Annotated in this window: 14 protein-coding genes; 6 read left to right on the forward strand and 8 right to left on the reverse strand. The window is 34.5% G+C overall.

Features of this window, described 5'->3' with window-relative positions; translation table 11 throughout:
• Window positions 1-170 precede the first annotated feature (170 nt).
• The 5 genes from R1T42_RS01120 (at window position 171) to R1T42_RS01140 (ending at window position 6839) form a co-directional block, all read left to right on the forward strand.
• The gene (locus R1T42_RS01120; RefSeq protein ID WP_317290968.1) at window positions 171-2141 is read left to right on the forward strand and encodes a putative porin; all 1971 of its coding nucleotides are present in this window, start codon (window positions 171-173) and stop codon (window positions 2139-2141) included.
• Between the two features lie 179 nt (window positions 2142-2320).
• The gene (locus R1T42_RS01125; protein WP_317290969.1) at window positions 2321-3307 is read left to right on the forward strand and encodes an NHL repeat-containing protein; all 987 of its coding nucleotides are present in this window, start codon (window positions 2321-2323) and stop codon (window positions 3305-3307) included.
• A 157-nt stretch (window positions 3308-3464) separates the two neighbouring features.
• Window positions 3465-3701, forward strand: coding sequence for a hypothetical protein (locus R1T42_RS01130; RefSeq protein ID WP_036581541.1), 237 nt, complete (start codon window positions 3465-3467; stop codon window positions 3699-3701).
• 40 nt (window positions 3702-3741) lie between these two features.
• The gene (locus tag R1T42_RS01135) at window positions 3742-6219 is read left to right on the forward strand and encodes a TonB-dependent receptor (RefSeq protein WP_317290970.1); all 2478 of its coding nucleotides are present in this window, start codon (window positions 3742-3744) and stop codon (window positions 6217-6219) included.
• 62 nt (window positions 6220-6281) lie between these two features.
• The gene (locus R1T42_RS01140) at window positions 6282-6839 is read left to right on the forward strand and encodes a hypothetical protein (protein WP_052403473.1); all 558 of its coding nucleotides are present in this window, start codon (window positions 6282-6284) and stop codon (window positions 6837-6839) included.
• A 73-nt stretch (window positions 6840-6912) separates the two neighbouring features.
• On the opposite strand, the gene R1T42_RS01145 is transcribed toward R1T42_RS01140, so the two are convergent.
• The 6 genes from R1T42_RS01145 to R1T42_RS01170 form a co-directional block, all read right to left on the reverse strand.
• Window positions 6913-7053, reverse strand: a complete 141-nt coding sequence (locus R1T42_RS01145; protein ID WP_170062957.1) for a hypothetical protein — start codon at window positions 7051-7053, stop codon at window positions 6913-6915.
• 27 nt (window positions 7054-7080) lie between these two features.
• Complete coding sequence (locus R1T42_RS01150; RefSeq protein ID WP_036581536.1) at window positions 7081-7248, reverse strand: lmo0937 family membrane protein; 168 nt, start codon at window positions 7246-7248, stop codon at window positions 7081-7083.
• A gap of 88 nt (window positions 7249-7336) precedes the next feature.
• The gene (locus R1T42_RS01155; protein WP_317290971.1) at window positions 7337-8878 is read right to left on the reverse strand and encodes a cryptochrome/photolyase family protein; all 1542 of its coding nucleotides are present in this window, start codon (window positions 8876-8878) and stop codon (window positions 7337-7339) included.
• A gap of 68 nt (window positions 8879-8946) precedes the next feature.
• The gene (locus R1T42_RS01160) at window positions 8947-10275 is read right to left on the reverse strand and encodes a DASH family cryptochrome (RefSeq protein WP_317290972.1); all 1329 of its coding nucleotides are present in this window, start codon (window positions 10273-10275) and stop codon (window positions 8947-8949) included.
• A 13-nt stretch (window positions 10276-10288) separates the two neighbouring features.
• The gene (locus R1T42_RS01165) at window positions 10289-10420 is read right to left on the reverse strand and encodes a DUF2256 domain-containing protein (RefSeq protein WP_081866560.1); all 132 of its coding nucleotides are present in this window, start codon (window positions 10418-10420) and stop codon (window positions 10289-10291) included.
• The gene (locus R1T42_RS01170) at window positions 10413-11066 is read right to left on the reverse strand and encodes a flavin reductase family protein (protein WP_317290973.1); all 654 of its coding nucleotides are present in this window, start codon (window positions 11064-11066) and stop codon (window positions 10413-10415) included. Before R1T42_RS01170 ends, R1T42_RS01165 begins: the two co-directional genes overlap by 8 nt.
• Window positions 11067-11148: 82 nt before the next feature.
• Here R1T42_RS01170 and R1T42_RS01175 point away from each other — a divergent pair, with 82 nt between their 5' ends.
• A complete protein-coding gene (locus tag R1T42_RS01175) occupies window positions 11149-11946 on the forward strand; it encodes a class I SAM-dependent methyltransferase (RefSeq protein WP_317290974.1) in 798 nt (265 codons plus the stop codon).
• A 202-nt stretch (window positions 11947-12148) separates the two neighbouring features.
• On the opposite strand, the gene R1T42_RS01180 is transcribed toward R1T42_RS01175, so the two are convergent.
• Window positions 12149-14578: a TonB-dependent receptor domain-containing protein gene (locus R1T42_RS01180; RefSeq protein WP_317290975.1), complete on the reverse strand. Its 2430-nt coding sequence runs from the start codon at window positions 14576-14578 to the stop codon at window positions 12149-12151.
• A complete protein-coding gene (locus R1T42_RS01185; protein WP_317290976.1) occupies window positions 14559-15941 on the reverse strand; it encodes an HTTM domain-containing protein in 1383 nt (460 codons plus the stop codon). The genes R1T42_RS01180 and R1T42_RS01185 overlap by 20 nt, the downstream gene beginning before the upstream one ends.
• Between the last annotated feature and the right edge of the window lie 45 nt (window positions 15942-15986).

Below are 15986 nucleotides of genomic sequence, written 5' to 3' on the forward strand. Positions count from 1 at the left end.
GTGCTTTAAAACCGCATCATATGTTTAGTGACAAATTCTATGAATATGAAGTACTGTTAATTTTAAGCCTTACCAGATTGATACAATTACACGGGTTAATCGTTTTTCATAATACGACCACTTTAAAAGCGTTATAATGTTTACTTTTGATGCCTTGAGCAGCTATGCACATGAATAAGAATATTTTACTCTTTTTACTACTACCGCTTTGGGCTTGGGCTCAACTGCCTACCCAAACTACAACAAGTGGTCTCGGTAACAATCGCCCACAATTCGGTAATGAAAAAGATTTAACGGTTGAAGGTGAAAAACCGCCCATTACGGATTATTTAATCATATCGCAAGATCGGGATACGACCTTTGTAGACACAACTCTTACTATGGCCAAGGATTATAAATATAATTACTTGCGTCGTGATGATTTTGAATTAATGCCTTTTCATAACATAGGTAGACCTTATAATAGTTTAGGAAGAAACTTTGATTTTGATTTACTGTCACCACGTATGGGTGCACGGGCAAGACATTTTAATTATATCGATATTGACGATGTTTTAGATTACCACGTCCCGACACCGTTAACTGAATTATACTTCAAAACCGTTGTAAATCAAGGTCAACAACTAGATGCCCTTTTTACAACAAATGTGTCGCCAGGATTGAACTTCTCGCTATCATATAAGGGTTTAAGAAGTGCAGGTAATTATGTAAATACATTGACTAGCACAGGTAACTTTAAGTTTACTACAAATTATGTGTCAAAAAATCAACGTTATAGATTAAGGCTGCATAGTGTTTTTCAAGACAACTCAAATCAAGAAAACGGTGGTCTAGATCTCGAATCATTAGAAGGTTTTGTGACAGGTAATGAAGATTTACAAGATCGCGGTAGGTTAGAACCTAATTTAACAGACGCTACTAGTTTTTTAGAAGGGAAACGTTATTACCTCAATCATGATTATGAGATTATAGGAGATAAAGACTCTACATCTTACTATAGTGCACGCATTTATAATACTGCGTTTTATGAAGATAAACTTTATCGTTTTGAAGAGAGCACCGCTAGTAATAGCTTTTTAGGTGATTCTTATGTGAGTAGCAGTTTAAGAGATCAGACTGATCTGGAGCAAGGCGCTATTGAAGCAGGAATAACTTATGATCATTATATACTAGGTTATTTTAAAGCTGGTATTGTTAGGCAAGAGTATAATTATGGTTACAATAGAACATTAGATTTAGGCTCTGGTAACTTTATTACAAACCGACTAAAAGGTGAGCTGTATCAGTTTAAAGGCGCCTTTGAAAAGCGTATAGGTAAATTTGATATAAATGTAGCTACTGGAATTAATGTTGCAGGTGATCTGGATGGTCAGTACCTCAATGGAAGTGCTAGTTATAAATTTAAAGATGTTGAGGTCAATGCAGGAATAGCAATTAGTTCTAGAGCGCCAGATTTTAATTATCAATTATTTCAGAGTGACTATGTCAATTATAACTGGCAAAATAGTTTTAGTAATATTGAAAAACAACAACTATCATTTAACGTTCAGTCAGAAAAATATCTTGATTTAGATATAAGCTTCACTACTTTACAAGACTATGTATATTTTGAAGAAAATCAAGTGCTAGATACAGATAATGAGGTGACTGGTTATAATGCTAGTCCAGTTCAGGCTTTAGATGATATTACTTATTTAAAAATAAAAGCACATAAGGATATTAGGTTTTTCAGGCATTTTGGGATTGATAACACCGTCATGTTTCAAAGTGTTTCACAAGGATCAGATATTATTAATGTTCCAGAATTTACAACTAGAAACTCGCTGTATTATAAAGATCGTCTTTTTAAAAATGCTCTTTTATTACAAACAGGTATTACGTTGAAATACTTTAGCAGCTATTATATGGACTCTTATGATCCTGTATTAGGTGAATTTACTGTACAGACAGACCAAGAATTGGGAGCATTCCCTATGGTAGATGTTTTTGTAAATGCTAAGGTAAGACAGACTCGAATCTTTTTTAAACTTGAACATCTTAATCAGCTATTTGCTAGTGGTGACGATTACTTCAGTGCACCACGTACACCATATCGAGATTTTACTGTTCGTTTTGGTGTCGTTTGGAATTTCTTCTTATAAAATCACCTTCCTCAGGTTCTAAATGTTTTCTTAAACACTGTTAATTTTTGAATTTTACTTGAGCTATGAATGCAGTAAATTCGTTTAAAGTGTTAAAACCTATTTAAAACCGACAATTAGATAAAACCATAAGAACTGTTCTAGCGTACATATTGTAACTAACATTAAATAGTACAACTATGAAAAAGCAAATTATTGCCATCGCAGTATTAAGTCTTACCATTTTCTCATGTTCTAATGACGATGATAATGGAGGCAACAACACAAAAAGAGCTGAACTTTATGCAACAAGTACAGCAAACGGAGATATTACCGTTTATGATTTTGCTAGTGGTGCAAGCCCTACTACAAGTACACTGACAACGGCATCTACTTCTAATGAAGGTATACAATACAGTGCATCTCAAGACGAGCTTTATGTAGCCTCTAGAAGTTCTTTTAATTTAAATGCCTATTCAAATATTGAGGCTCAACTTATAGTGACTACACCTGCAATTGTAGGTGTGAATGGATCAATCGATTTCACAAGTCCTAGAGCTCTAGCGGTAAATGGAAATTCAGTAGTAGTAGCAGATAATGGAAACAATCAGCTATTTGTATACAAAAGAACTTCTAGTGGTTTATCATTAGCAAATACCTTTGATATTTCATTTCCAGTTTGGGGTGTTGAATTTGTAGGTAATGATCTTTATGTAGTAGTAGATACCACAGGTGATCTTGCTGTATTTAATAATTTTCTTAGCAACTCTACAGATGGAGCGCTTGCAGCATCTAAAAGAATTACAATAGAAGGAATAGTTAGAACACATGGTATCGCTTACGATGCGTCAGATGATTTATTAATCATGACTGATATAGGTGATGCAGGAAGTGACTCAGATGGTGGTTATCATCTTATACAAAATGCAAGTTCACAAATTTCTGGTGTTACTAATGGTGGTACACTAGCAGTAGCTTCTCAAACTAGAATTGCAGGATCTAATACTTTATTAGGTAATCCAGTAGATGTAACATATGATACAGATGCAAATGTGGTTTATATCGCAGAGATTGCTAACGGTGGCGGTAGAATCTTAGGTTTTCCAGTAACAGCATCAGGTGATGCGACACCTAGTGTAAATAATATGTTGACTTCTGCAAGTTCTGTTGACTTTTATAATGAATAGTTGATTGGGTAACACTAATATTATTGAAAAGCTGCTATTTTAATAGTAGCTTTTTTTTTATGCCTTTATTTAGAATTAATTAAGAATTAGTAGTCTATATTTGGGGTTGATGAAATTTAGATTATTCATATCGCGTCTTTTGCTAACCATTTTTGTAATGGTTCAGTTATCGGTATTGCATGAATTGCAGCACGATGATGCATCGCACAATTGCGATATTTGTATGATTTCTCATGATTTTCAATCAGAATCATTTCAATTAGCAACAACAACGACTGTTTCTACAGTTACTCAAATACCTGTTGTTCAAAGAAAAATAGATGTTTATTTCGCTTTCGCGAAAGCGTCTTACACACCTTCACATCTTTCCATTAGGCCACCGCCAGCTGTTTAATCTTATTATTACTCTTACGATTAACAGTTAAATTATTACAATGAAATTACAAACATTGTGGTTGTTTGTGATGCTTATTTCAGCATCATGGGCAACAGCACAAGACTGTACCTATATATTAGAAGGTACTGTTAAAGATTATCACGACAATAGTTCTCTTGAACTAGCTACTATTTATGTTGAGAGCTTACAAAAAACAGTAAGTACTGATGCAAATGGCTATTTCATTTTAAAGGGATTATGTACTGGTACTTATAATTTATCAATAGCTCATATCGATTGTGAGCCTAAGAAAATTACAGTTGACCTGACAGGCTCGCAAAAAATTGAAATATTGCTAGAACATCATGTCGAGGACCTGCAGACCATTCAAGTTATTGCAGATGTACATGATGATCACTCAAATACACAAGCAACAACACGCATTAAGAAAGAGATATTGCAAAACTTTAGTGGAGCAACTTTAGGCGATGCTCTAACTAGTGTTGCTGGAGTCAGTTCATTAAAAACAGGTAATAGTGTCGTTAAGCCTGTGGTGCATGGTCTTTACGGAAGTAGAGTTGCAATTGTGCATGATGGAATCCGTCAACAAGATCAAGAATGGGGAATCGAGCACGCGCCTAATATAGACGTTAATACGGCAAACAGTATACAAGTTATTAAAGGAGCAAGTGCTTTAAGATATGGTGGTGATGCGATAGGTGGAACAATAGTTATAGAACCAGCAAGAATTATTTCAAAAGATACCTTATCAGGATCTATTATTAGTCAATTACAAACAAATGGACGAGGTGGCTCTATTACAGGATCCATCAATAATTATCGTAAATCTGGTTGGTATCAACAAGCTACTGTGACATATAAACGATTAGGCGATTATGATGCGCCAGATTATGTTCTAAGTAATACCGGTAGTGAAACAGCAGCATTTAATTTGGGATTGGGATTCAAGACATTTGAATTTGGAGCAGATTTAAAATATTCTTATTACGAATCGTCTTTAGGAATTTTAAGAGCTTCACATATAGGTAATGCTGCCGATTTAGTGCGCAGCATCAATTCAGGAACTCCTACAGTGATTAATGATTTTACCTATGACATAGATGTGCCTAGACAAGAGGTAGCACATCACAGTTTAAGATTTAGTGCTTTTAAAAGGTTTGCAGGTTTAGGAAAGCTAGAAGCAGATTATTCTTTACAGTTCAATAACCGAAAGGAATATGATATAAGGCGAGGAAGTAATGCTGGTAGAGCATCGCTAGATATGGATTTGATGACACATATCGCCGCAATAAACATGTTGTTTGACTCAAATAAAACTACCACTATTAATGTAGGTCTTGATGGTATGTATCAAGTTAATACTCCAGATTCTAATACTGGTGTGCGACGCTTAATTCCAGATTATGATGCTACTAAAGTAGGAGCTTACATTAGTATTAATCATCAGCTTAAGGATAATTGGATTATTGATGCTGGTTTGAGACTCGATTCCTATAAAATTGATGCTGATAAATTTTATTTTCAAACTCGTTGGGAAAGTTTGGGCTATGATGAGCAATTTCCACAATTTGAAAGAAGGACAGAAGGAAATCAGCTGCTTACAAATCCTGTTTTAGACTACGGTCTGTATGCATTTACAGTTGGGACTAAATATTTCTTTAATGACCATTATGATATCGCGGTTAATTTAAGTTCGGCAAATCGTGCGCCTAATCCTAGTGAGTTATTTAGTGATGGATTGCATCATGCGCTAGCAACGATTGAACTAGGAAGATTGGACCTGGCGAAAGAACAGTCTTATAAACTCAATACTACATTTCATGTCAATCACAAAAATCTAGATCTAGAATTAAATCCTTACTTGAACTTAGTAAATGATTTTATTCAATTAGTACCTACATCTATTGAGACAACAACACGAGGAGCATTTCCTGTTTATCAGTATGAACAGTTGGATGCACGTTTATTAGGAATAGATGTAAGTGCTGGCTACGATGTGTATACTAAAAAAGAAGCTGATGTGACCGAAGAAGGTGGACTAAACCGTAATCAACAAAGGCTTTTAAATTTTAACTCGCAATTTTCATATATACATGGTACAGATGTGGATGCAAATGAGGCACTTATAGATATGCCGCCAGCGCAGTTTAGTAACACAATAACTTGGTTTAATGCTATAAATACTGGATTAGACTTTCATTTGACTAATCAAACCACTCTTGAACAAACACGTTTTCCAGATAATGATTATGAGGTAAATGTTCCGTTAGAAACAGGTGGTTTTGAAATGCGTGAAGTTAATATTTCTCAACCACCATCAGCCTATAGTTTATGGAATGCAGGCGTGAGTTATAGTTTTTTCTCAAAGAAAAATCCCAAGGTTAAAAGGTCCTTATTAAAGTTAAGTGTGTTTAACATATTTAATACTAATTATCGCAACTATCTCAATAGACAACGATTTTATGCCGATGATATAGGTCGTGATATTCAGCTTCAATTCATCTATAATATTTAATAGTCAACCATAATAACAATTAATTAAGCAAGTAAACAATGAAAACAATTAACACAAGTACAATGAGATCAAATGCAATTAAAGTGCTAGGATTACTAGCAGCAACAGCAGTATTTACATCATGTGATAACGACGATGATATTAGCGCTGAAAATGAAGAAGAAGTGATAACCACTGTAGAATACACATTAACTAGTACTACAGATGCTACTAACGTAGTGGTATTTACATCTGTAGACGCAGATGGTGAAGGACCATTAGCTCCTGTAGAAACAGTAACAGGAACTTTAATGGCTAGCACTGTTTATGACGGAAGTATAAAATTCTTAAATGAATTAGAGTCACCTGCAGAAGATATTACTGTGGAAGTAGCAGAAGAAGCTGATGAACACGAAGTTTTTTACATCGATTCTATAACAGATCTTACTGTCGCAAAAGTTGACACAGATGCAAATGGTAATTCACTAGGATTAGATACTACTTTCACAACTGGAGCAGCTGGTACAGGAACTTTAACTATCGTCTTAAGACACGAGCCTTTAAAGCCTAACGATGGTACATTATTAAATGCCGGTGGGGAAACTGATGTGCAAGTTGAATTTGATTTAGATGTTCAATAAGAACCTTTGAATATAGCCTAAGAAAAAAGCCATTCTGTAAAGAATGGCTTTTTGTTTATGATATACAGTACAACTAGTCTACTGCATCTTCTACGTCATCTGCAACGCTTTCAACTGCGTCTTCAACTTTATCTCCAGTGCTTTCTTCACGACAACTAGATATTGATATGGTAAATAAAGCAACTGCTACTAATACGATTGATTTTTTAATCATGATTCTGTTTTTTTAATTAGTGATTAATTATAGTGGTTTCTTACCTGATATAATATTGTAAAGAATTACGATTACCGCGATTACTAGTAAAACGTGAATAAGGTTACCCATTCCCATTCCACCACCTATGCCGGCTAATCCTAAAACCCAAATGATTATACAAATTACTGCTACAAGCCATAAAATACTTCTCATAATTTAAATGTTTAATTGGTTACAAGACTAATTTATAACTATTCTTCTATGAATTTATTAATATAATCAGAATTCACATTAAATTATGTTAATAATTGTAAGGATTTTTAATAACGTCATTTGCTCTTGATTTATGCGCTTCTAATTTCTCAGTATCCATTTTTTTCAACAAATTCATCATCATGGCCATGCGGTGATTTCCTTTAAAGTATTCCTTTTTTTCATCTAGGAAATTCCAGTACAAAGAATTGAATGGACAGGCATTATCCTCAGCATTCTTCTTAGATACTTTGTAATGACATCCTTTACAGTAGTTGCTCATTTTATTAATATAACTACCACTAGAAACATAAGGTTTAGTAGCGACTATTCCGCCATCTGCCCATTGAGACATGCCGCGTGTATTAGTAATTTCTACCCATTCTATAGCGTCTATATAGACGCCTAGATACCATTCGTCTACATAACTAGGCTCAGTCATGGTGAGTAACGCATAATTGCCGGTCACCATTAATCGTTGAATATGATGAGCATATGCATTATCTAGTGAGTTATTAATAGAGTGACTTAAACAGTTCATCTTAGTCTCTCCAGTCCAGTAAAAATCTGGTAGCTTATTATGATTTTCTAGTTGGTTTTGACTTTGATAGCTAGGCATTTCCTTCCAGTATATTCCTCGCATATACTCTCGCCATCCTAGTATTTGTCTTATAAAACCTTCTACTTGTGAAATGTCAATTTTTGGTTTCCCGCTTTCGCGAAAGCGAGACAAAACAGCATCTATGACTTCTCGTGGGCTTAATAGTTTGCAATTCATGGCAAAGCTTAACCTAGAGTGATATAAGTAGTGCTGATCAGTGTGCATCGCATCTTGATAAGTACCAAATTCTATTAAAAGATTCTCACAGAAATAATTTAATACATCAAGTCCATCTTGTCTAGTGGTAGGCCAGTTAAAGTTGTGTTCATCGATGCGTCCCATGGTTTTGACATCTGCTTTATGGAGCAGTTTTACTATAGCAGTAACGTCTTTTCTAAAACCGCGCTCATGTGGTATATCAGTCTCGCCTTTCCACTGGTTGCGATTGCTATGGTCATAATTCCATTTCCCACCTTCAGGTTCTAGATCATCATCAATCATGATTTGATGTTTCTTACGCATGTCTCGATAGAAGTACTCCATTGTCATACGCTTTTTACCTTCAAAAAATTTCTCAACGTCTTTTCTTTTAGTAAAAAAATGTTCGGTATCATAACCTTGCCATTCGATTTCTAGTGATTTACAGAATTCTTTGAGCTGTTGATCAAGTCTGTATTCATCTGGAGCTAAGTATTCAAACTTTTCAATCTTTTGTTCCTTGATGATTTGGTTGAGGTTCTCTACTAGATCTTGGGTATTCTTATCATCATCGAGATGGTAGTAAATACTGTTCCAGCCGCGATCATTAAACCATTCATTAAAACCGCGCATCGCCATAAAAAAGGCAACTACCTTCTGTATATGATGTGTGACATAATCTGTTTCTTGACGCATTTCGGCCATGAAATAAATGATTTTTTCTTGATCATCATCAAACCACGAGTGCTTGTGGTTAAGTTGATCGCCTAGTATGAGTCTTAATGTTTTCATTTTTTAAAATTTCAGATTGGGTCTGTAATGGTTTTTTACCTAAGGATTTGAACTATTATAAGTGAGATTTAAAACAATTCCTCTTGTAACCACATTCTTTGATATGTACCATCACTATCATATCTACTTGCTTGTAATTCTATATTAAAGGTTCTATTTCTAGGGTCATTACCTACACCGCTATTATACATCCAGTTGCCATAATTAGAATGCACGTCATAGTCGATTAAAATATGTTCAAAATATGCAGCGCCTATGCGCCAGTCTTGTTCTTTATGCATCGACCAGTAACTGGCAACGTTCTGTCTACCGCGATTACTCATCCATCCAGTGGTAGCTAGTTCTTTCATGTTTGCATTTACAAAGCGTTCATGTGTTTCACCATTGATCCATTTTGATAATTCACGTTCACTGCTTTTCCACTCATATTCTTTTTGTAGGATACCACCTAATTTGAAGATGTCGTTCCCATTTTTTAGTGAAACATATTTAAAGAAGTCACGCCATATAAGCTCAAAAATTAGCCAATAGGTATCTTGATTTTTTTTCACTTCTTTTTCAAATCGTTGGACTTCCCAATAGATTTCTCGAGCGCTTATGCATCCTATGGACAACCATGTGCTTAACTTGCTACTGTAGTCTATACCTACTAAACCGTTTCTAGTTTTTTTATAATATTGAAGTTTGCCCGTATCCCAGAAATAATGGTTGAGTCTTTCCCATGCTGCAGTTGCGCCACCTTTCCATGGGAAAGCGCTACGATGGTCCTTTTCAAAACTTTCTAAGCCTAAATCTTCAAGTTGTGGAATAGTAGTCACCACAATGCTGGGCGATTCTTGCTGATAATCTTTTATATCAACTAATGTTCTTACGTGAGATTCTTTCTCACATTTTTTACGGAATTGCGTAAAAACGGTTGGGATTTCTTGAAAGTTGGAGTAGGGAACGTCATCTGGATGATAAAGGAACTGATCATAAGTCCGATGTCCTTTAGGTTTTACTTCTAGCAGCTTGAGTGCGTTGCCCAATAGCTTTTCTTGCTCAACTTCATCGCGTGTCCATTCTTTTTGTAGATAGATATTTGTGATGTCGTATTCCTTAATGATGTCTGGAAATACATTTACTGGGGAATCATGATAGACTAATAAAGGAATGCCGTGTTTATCTAATTGTTTGCGTAAATCTTCTATAGCTTCTATAATAAATTGTGCTCTAAATTTTCCCGTTTTACCGAAAGGTAATTCTAGATCGATATCAAGACCAAAATTACTATTCTGATAAAAAATAGGGTCAAAACAGTATACACCTATTACTTTACCGTCATTATCGCATGCTTTTTTAAGGCTATGATTATCAGTTACTCTTAAATCATTTCTAAACCAGACGAGATTATTCATATATCAATTAATGCTATTTATTTGCGCTACACTTTTTACTACAATACTTTACAGTTTCCCAATTCTTTTCCCATTTCTTACGCCAGGTAAATTCTCTATTGCATACCGGACATATTTTAGTAGGTAAGTTGTGTTGATTACGCATCATTGTCAATTGAAAGTTCTTCTAACTCTTTATCAACTTGCGCATAAGACAATCGCTTCTTTGTTTTGGCGATGGCATAACCGTCTAAACCGTTTATAGCAACGCTACCTGCTTTACTTATGTCTAGCCATCCGTCTTTGTGTAAAATATCTGGTTTTATAAAAATGTCAGTGATTTTACAAATGACTAGAATACAGTTATTCTCCTTAATTGGATATTCGTTTACATATTCTGCCGCGACTTGTATGGTCGCTTCATTTACAAATGGTACTTTGAAATTATCGCGACGAAGTAATTCTATATCTAACTCATCAAATTCTGAAATATGTTCAGCATATTTTGCGCTTGATTGATGTGCTCTATCTACTAAGTTCATATTCACATGGTTTAATGTGATTTTACCAGTAGCTTTTAAGTTCTCATAGGTATGCCCGACTCCATGTCCTAGTGGTCGTTGTACAAAACTAAACATGGCTGGATTACTTCCTAAATGGGTGACACTACTAAACATGGCTACGTTGTCTATTTCATCTATGGAACGAGTGGCAAGTAAGTTTGCGCTCTTAAATCCGGTAACACTATTAATAAGGTTGCCGCGATAAAAACGGTCCATAGATTTTATAGCAATGGCATCAATATGCTTCATTTGTTTAATATTTTATCTCAAAGTTAAAACAAATTATTCATGAGCGTCATTTTCAAATGTTTAAACTTTGCTAAATTGCGATATGGATTTACAGGAAGCATTTGAAATAAATAAGAACACTTGGAATCAAAAAACAGCTATACATTTTGAGAGTGAGTTCTATGATAAGGACGCTTTCGCGAAAGCGAAAAATTCACTTAACTCCTACGAGTTAAACGCACTAGGCAATGTAAAAGACAAAAAGTTACTGCATTTACAATGTCATTTTGGTCAAGACTCCTTAAGTTGGGCACATAAAGGTGCTGTGGTTACTGGAGTAGATATAAGTGATGAGGCTATAAAACTTGCCAGAAAATTAAGTGTTGATCTAGGTATACCTGCGCAATTTGTTTGCTGTAATGTGCTAGAAACTTCAAATTATATTAAAGAAAAGTTTGATATCATTTTTACTAGTTATGGTACGATAGGCTGGTTGCCAGATTTAAAGCCATGGGCACAGATGATCAGTGAGCGATTAAATGATAACGGTGTTTTTTATATTGTTGATTTTCATCCTATCGCATGGATGTATGATTATAATGTGACACCACCAGTTATGAAATACCACTATGCTAGAGAAGAAGCTATATATGATGAGTATGAAGGCACCTATGCAAATAATAAATCTAAAATGGTTAGTAAAGAGTATGGTTGGAACCACAGTCTTAGTGAAGTCGTACAGTCACTTATTGATGCTGGTCTCTCTGTAAACTTACTGGCAGAGCATGATGGTAGCCCATACGATGTGTTTCCTAATATGAAATTGAGGGATGATGGGTTGTATTATTTAGACGGTGGATTATATCCGATGCTATTTGAAATTAGTGCTGTAAAGGCATAAAAAAATGCCCTACTTATGAATTAGGGCATTTTAGGGGAAAGCATTTTGAATTAACTTTACAAAACGTTAGCAATTTAGTAAAATAGTTTTCTAGATACAATAGAATAAAATGAAAATATCCTAATTATTAGTAAGAATATTCTAATATATGTAATTTGGGATAGCAGGTATTAAGAATATAATAATATTAAAGATTGTTTTCTCAAATCTTAATCTCTAGAGTTATGTAATAATTACGATTAGGAGAGGTGATAATTCCAGGTCCTGGATAACCAGTTGCTCTTCTTGTAAAATAGGAGTTGTCTAGCACGTTATTAATTCCAGCTTCTAATTTAAACCTGTTGTATTTATATGAGGCCGAAAAGTCTAAAACATCATAAGCTGGTATAGCGCCTATTACACCACTAAGATTCCCATCAGTAGCGTTTGTAGCATCTGTGAATTGTTGCGATAGATATGAGTATTGGATACTAGACATGAAGTTTTTATATCCTAATTGAAAACCTGTTTTAAAATTTAATTCTGGTATAAACTCTACTTTATTTCCTTCAATACCGTTGGCATCAGAATTTGTGTATTCAGAACTTACTAAAGAAGTGTTGAAAAATAGATTGAATTTATAAGCTCGGTTTTTAATGAGTAGCTTTTGTAGATTAAGATCTACTAGACTTTCTAGTCCATAGATAACAGCGTCTCCTACATTACCTCGTTGACTTTTTACACGACCATCATCTGCAACGACTTGTGTAAAACCTATTCGGTCATTATAAAATAATGCAAATGCACTAGCGTCATAAGATATGAAATCGTTAAAATTACCACGAGCACCTATGTCTGCAGTAAAACCTTTCTCGTCGTCAATGTTGGGATCAATTTCAAAAGCAGGATTAATAGTGCTTATATCGGTAAATGTTACAGACCTATAATTTTGTGAGATATTACCGTATAATTCTATCGCATCATTTGCTTTATAACTAGTTCCTAAACCTAGTAAGGCAAAGGTTCTTTCATTAGATCTACTTTCATCAATTAATTCGTTAAAAATAACATTACCAGCAGCGTCAGTTCTTATTTCTCTAGTAAAACCTTCACTTTCTGTTTTGATATACTCTAGTCTAAAACCAGGAGTAAATGAAAGCTTATCGTTTACATAAAAGATGTTCTCACCGAATAGCGAGATATTTAAATTAGGATATACAAAGTCGTTTTGATTTGAGTAATTAGGATATTCATCAAATCGAAAGTCAAAGTCTGCATCGCTACCATCACTTCCAGGACCTTGAGTACTTGTGTTGTTTGCTTTATAAAACTTAGAACCGATTAAGAAAATATTTTTCTTATTTGCAATGTTATAGGTGCTTAAGAATCTCGCCTCGGCACCATAATTATTAAAATCTCCTTTTATTAAATCTCTTTCTGTACCAGGATCAATTTGATCGACACGATTAGTTCTAAAGCCTAGTGCATTACGCTGTGCTTGTAATCCAAAGGCGTTAAAAGTGAATTTTGTGTCTTCAGTAAAATCATGAGAGAAATTAAGATTGTATAAAAACCAATCTACTTCAAACCAGTTACGTTCTCGATTACTTTGAAAAGGATTTTCCTCAAATTGTCGATCATTTAGTCCACCAGCTTGTTGGGCTAGGTAGTTTAGGTAAGTGATTTCTCCTGTGACCTTAGTCTGATCATTAAATTGATATCCTACATGAGCATAAATATTCTTAGATTCAAATTGAGAATTAGGTCTAAAGCCATCACCTTTTTTATAATTAAAAAAAGTATAATAACTCCATTTACCACTAGTACCACTTAGACTTGTGAAATTAGTGTACAATCCATTAGAACCTATAGTGTTTCTGGTAATAAGCTCTAGAGGTTTAGATTGATGAGGTTCTTTCATAACAAAATTCACTAAACCACCGAATTGAGTACCATATTGTAATGATGCTGCACCACGTATTACTTGAATACTCTGTAGACCTTCTGCCGGTGGAGCATAGTAACTTTCGGGATAACCCAACACATCTGCGCTTATATCATACCCATTTTGTCTAGTGTTAAAATTTGCAGTTCTATTTGGGTCTAGTCCACGTCCACCGATGTTTAATTGCAATCCAGCATCATCATTTTGATAGATATTAAGACCAGCAACTTGATTAAAAATTTGACGCGCATTATTTGCAGCTAGATTTGCGGTAGAGTTTTCAATAAGAACCACTTCAGTTTTCTTACCGGCATAAATAGAAGTGCCTTCAACATCTTTTAAACGCTCTAGTTGAAATAGTTTTTCTTTGCGCACTGTTAATTCAATGGCTGTTAACTCTTCACCTAATTGTTGTAATTGTACATTTTTAATAAGGTCATTGTTGATAGTAAGAGATTCTTCTAGAACAACATATTCATAACTGAACCATATTAGGGTTAATTCTTTTTGAGTAGTTTCAAATCGATATTTCCCATTTATATCTGTAATGGCTAGTTGTCCAGCATTTTTATCATAAATAGCAACGTTTTCAATGGCAGTACCAGTAATATTATCAGAAACGGTGCCTGATATTTGATATGACTGCGCATATGATATAGACCATGTCAATATCAATAGTATTAAAATACTATAATCCTTTAATTTCATCTTCTAATGGTAATAGCCAGTCTTTATGCTGGAATGAATCTTTAATTTGATATAAGTTTGCTTTGGGGTCTACTAGTCTGCGACTGGTTCTACCATTCAACGCGGCATAACAGTCTACATAAACTTTTACATCCTTATATCCTTGCGAGCTATAATGGTCTCCTAAAAAGTGTGCGTATTCTAAAATAAAGTCAGGTTGAAAGCTCATTTGCTTCTCTTGAAACGACGTTAGAAAATCATCATTTTGAACATAAAATGACTGTCCAGATCCGTCAACAATTTTAAACTGTGTGTTTCCCATTTTTTCCATCAACATCACACGCCACGAGAATCTATAGCCTTCCTCAGTCCAGAACAATTCTCCAGGATACGCGAGGTATCGCCATGGTAATACTAATTGAATTGTGAAAAATATCACTAGTACTGGTATTATAACTTTCTGATATTTAATTACAAATGGTTTGTTGTTGGTACGCTTTCGCGAAAGCGGACCTAATAAAGTGCTTAAAGGACTTAAAAATCTTCTTAAATAAGCAATAATTTTTTCATGTAGTGAACTGTCAAAAAACACCAATGCACTTACAATCATTATAAAAGGAAACATTCCTATCGGGAATAATACACGAGTTAATACATGGAATATAACCACAGCTATAAATGCCCAAAGCCGCGTTTTTTTATAAAGTAATAAAAAAGGAATGAGCAAATCATAGAGCATACCAGTCCAACTGAATGCATAATGTACCCATTCTTGTTGCATAAGGTTGCCTAGAAAAGGTAAATCATATTTAGAAGGCAACCATATTTTTAAAGGCATGGCTTTTAAAAGCCAGTCGCTATTAATTTTTGCTAATCCAGCATAGAAGTACACGATACTTAATAGCAATTTAATGCTGTCGATACTCCATTGCGGGATTGTTGGTGTCTTTAAGATGAGATCAGTTGCTTTAGGATGATCTATTGAGAAATGCCTATTTGCAGGTAAAAAGATCATTAAAAAACTAAGTAGGCTGATGAAGTAATAATGATTAAGATAGGTGGTTTTATCCATGAATTCTATATAAGTAAAGCTTAAGAAAAATAGAATAATGGACAACCTATACTTAAATCCTATGGCAATGAAAAATGCGGCTATACCGCATATAGTGAATAATAAATAAGTGAAGGACCCTAATGGTTTTACCCAATCAAATCCATAATAAGAGAAATGAAATTGAGGTGTTATATAAAGACTATTGATCCAACCATGTGCAGCAAATCTAATGATGCTATAAAGCATCATCAACCCAAAGCCAATGCGGAAAACCGCTAATGGCGCAGCAGATGCGCTTTTATCTAGATATGATTGTATCGTTTTATTCATAACCTAAAAAAAGGTTGCCTCATACTTTAATGTGAGGACAACCTT

Origin of the sequence: Nonlabens ulvanivorans (assembly GCF_032922765.1) — a bacterium.
GTDB lineage: Bacteria > Bacteroidota > Bacteroidia > Flavobacteriales > Flavobacteriaceae > Nonlabens > Nonlabens ulvanivorans.

Bases quoted from the DNA above. Each gene is read 5' to 3' on its own strand.
- R1T42_RS01135 (WP_317290970.1), top strand. From the start codon at position 3,742: ATGAAATTACAAACATTGTGGTTGTTTGTGATGCTTATTTCAGCATCA.
- R1T42_RS01175 (WP_317290974.1), top strand. From the start codon at position 11,149: ATGGATTTACAGGAAGCATTTGAAATAAATAAGAACACTTGGAATCAA.
- R1T42_RS01165 (WP_081866560.1), bottom strand. From the start codon at position 10,420: ATGCGTAATCAACACAACTTACCTACTAAAATATGTCCGGTATGCAAT.
- R1T42_RS01155 (WP_317290971.1), bottom strand. From the start codon at position 8,878: ATGAAAACATTAAGACTCATACTAGGCGATCAACTTAACCACAAGCAC.
- R1T42_RS01170 (WP_317290973.1), bottom strand. From the start codon at position 11,066: ATGAAGCATATTGATGCCATTGCTATAAAATCTATGGACCGTTTTTAT.
- R1T42_RS01150 (WP_036581536.1), bottom strand. From the start codon at position 7,248: ATGAGAAGTATTTTATGGCTTGTAGCAGTAATTTGTATAATCATTTGG.
- R1T42_RS01130 (WP_036581541.1), top strand. From the start codon at position 3,465: ATGGTTCAGTTATCGGTATTGCATGAATTGCAGCACGATGATGCATCG.
- R1T42_RS01140 (WP_052403473.1), top strand. From the start codon at position 6,282: ATGAGATCAAATGCAATTAAAGTGCTAGGATTACTAGCAGCAACAGCA.
- R1T42_RS01145 (WP_170062957.1), bottom strand. From the start codon at position 7,053: ATGATTAAAAAATCAATCGTATTAGTAGCAGTTGCTTTATTTACCATA.
- R1T42_RS01160 (WP_317290972.1), bottom strand. From the start codon at position 10,275: ATGAATAATCTCGTCTGGTTTAGAAATGATTTAAGAGTAACTGATAAT.
- R1T42_RS01120 (WP_317290968.1), top strand. From the start codon at position 171: ATGAATAAGAATATTTTACTCTTTTTACTACTACCGCTTTGGGCTTGG.
- R1T42_RS01185 (WP_317290976.1), bottom strand. From the start codon at position 15,941: ATGAATAAAACGATACAATCATATCTAGATAAAAGCGCATCTGCTGCG.
- R1T42_RS01180 (WP_317290975.1), bottom strand. From the start codon at position 14,578: ATGAAATTAAAGGATTATAGTATTTTAATACTATTGATATTGACATGG.
- R1T42_RS01125 (WP_317290969.1), top strand. From the start codon at position 2,321: ATGAAAAAGCAAATTATTGCCATCGCAGTATTAAGTCTTACCATTTTC.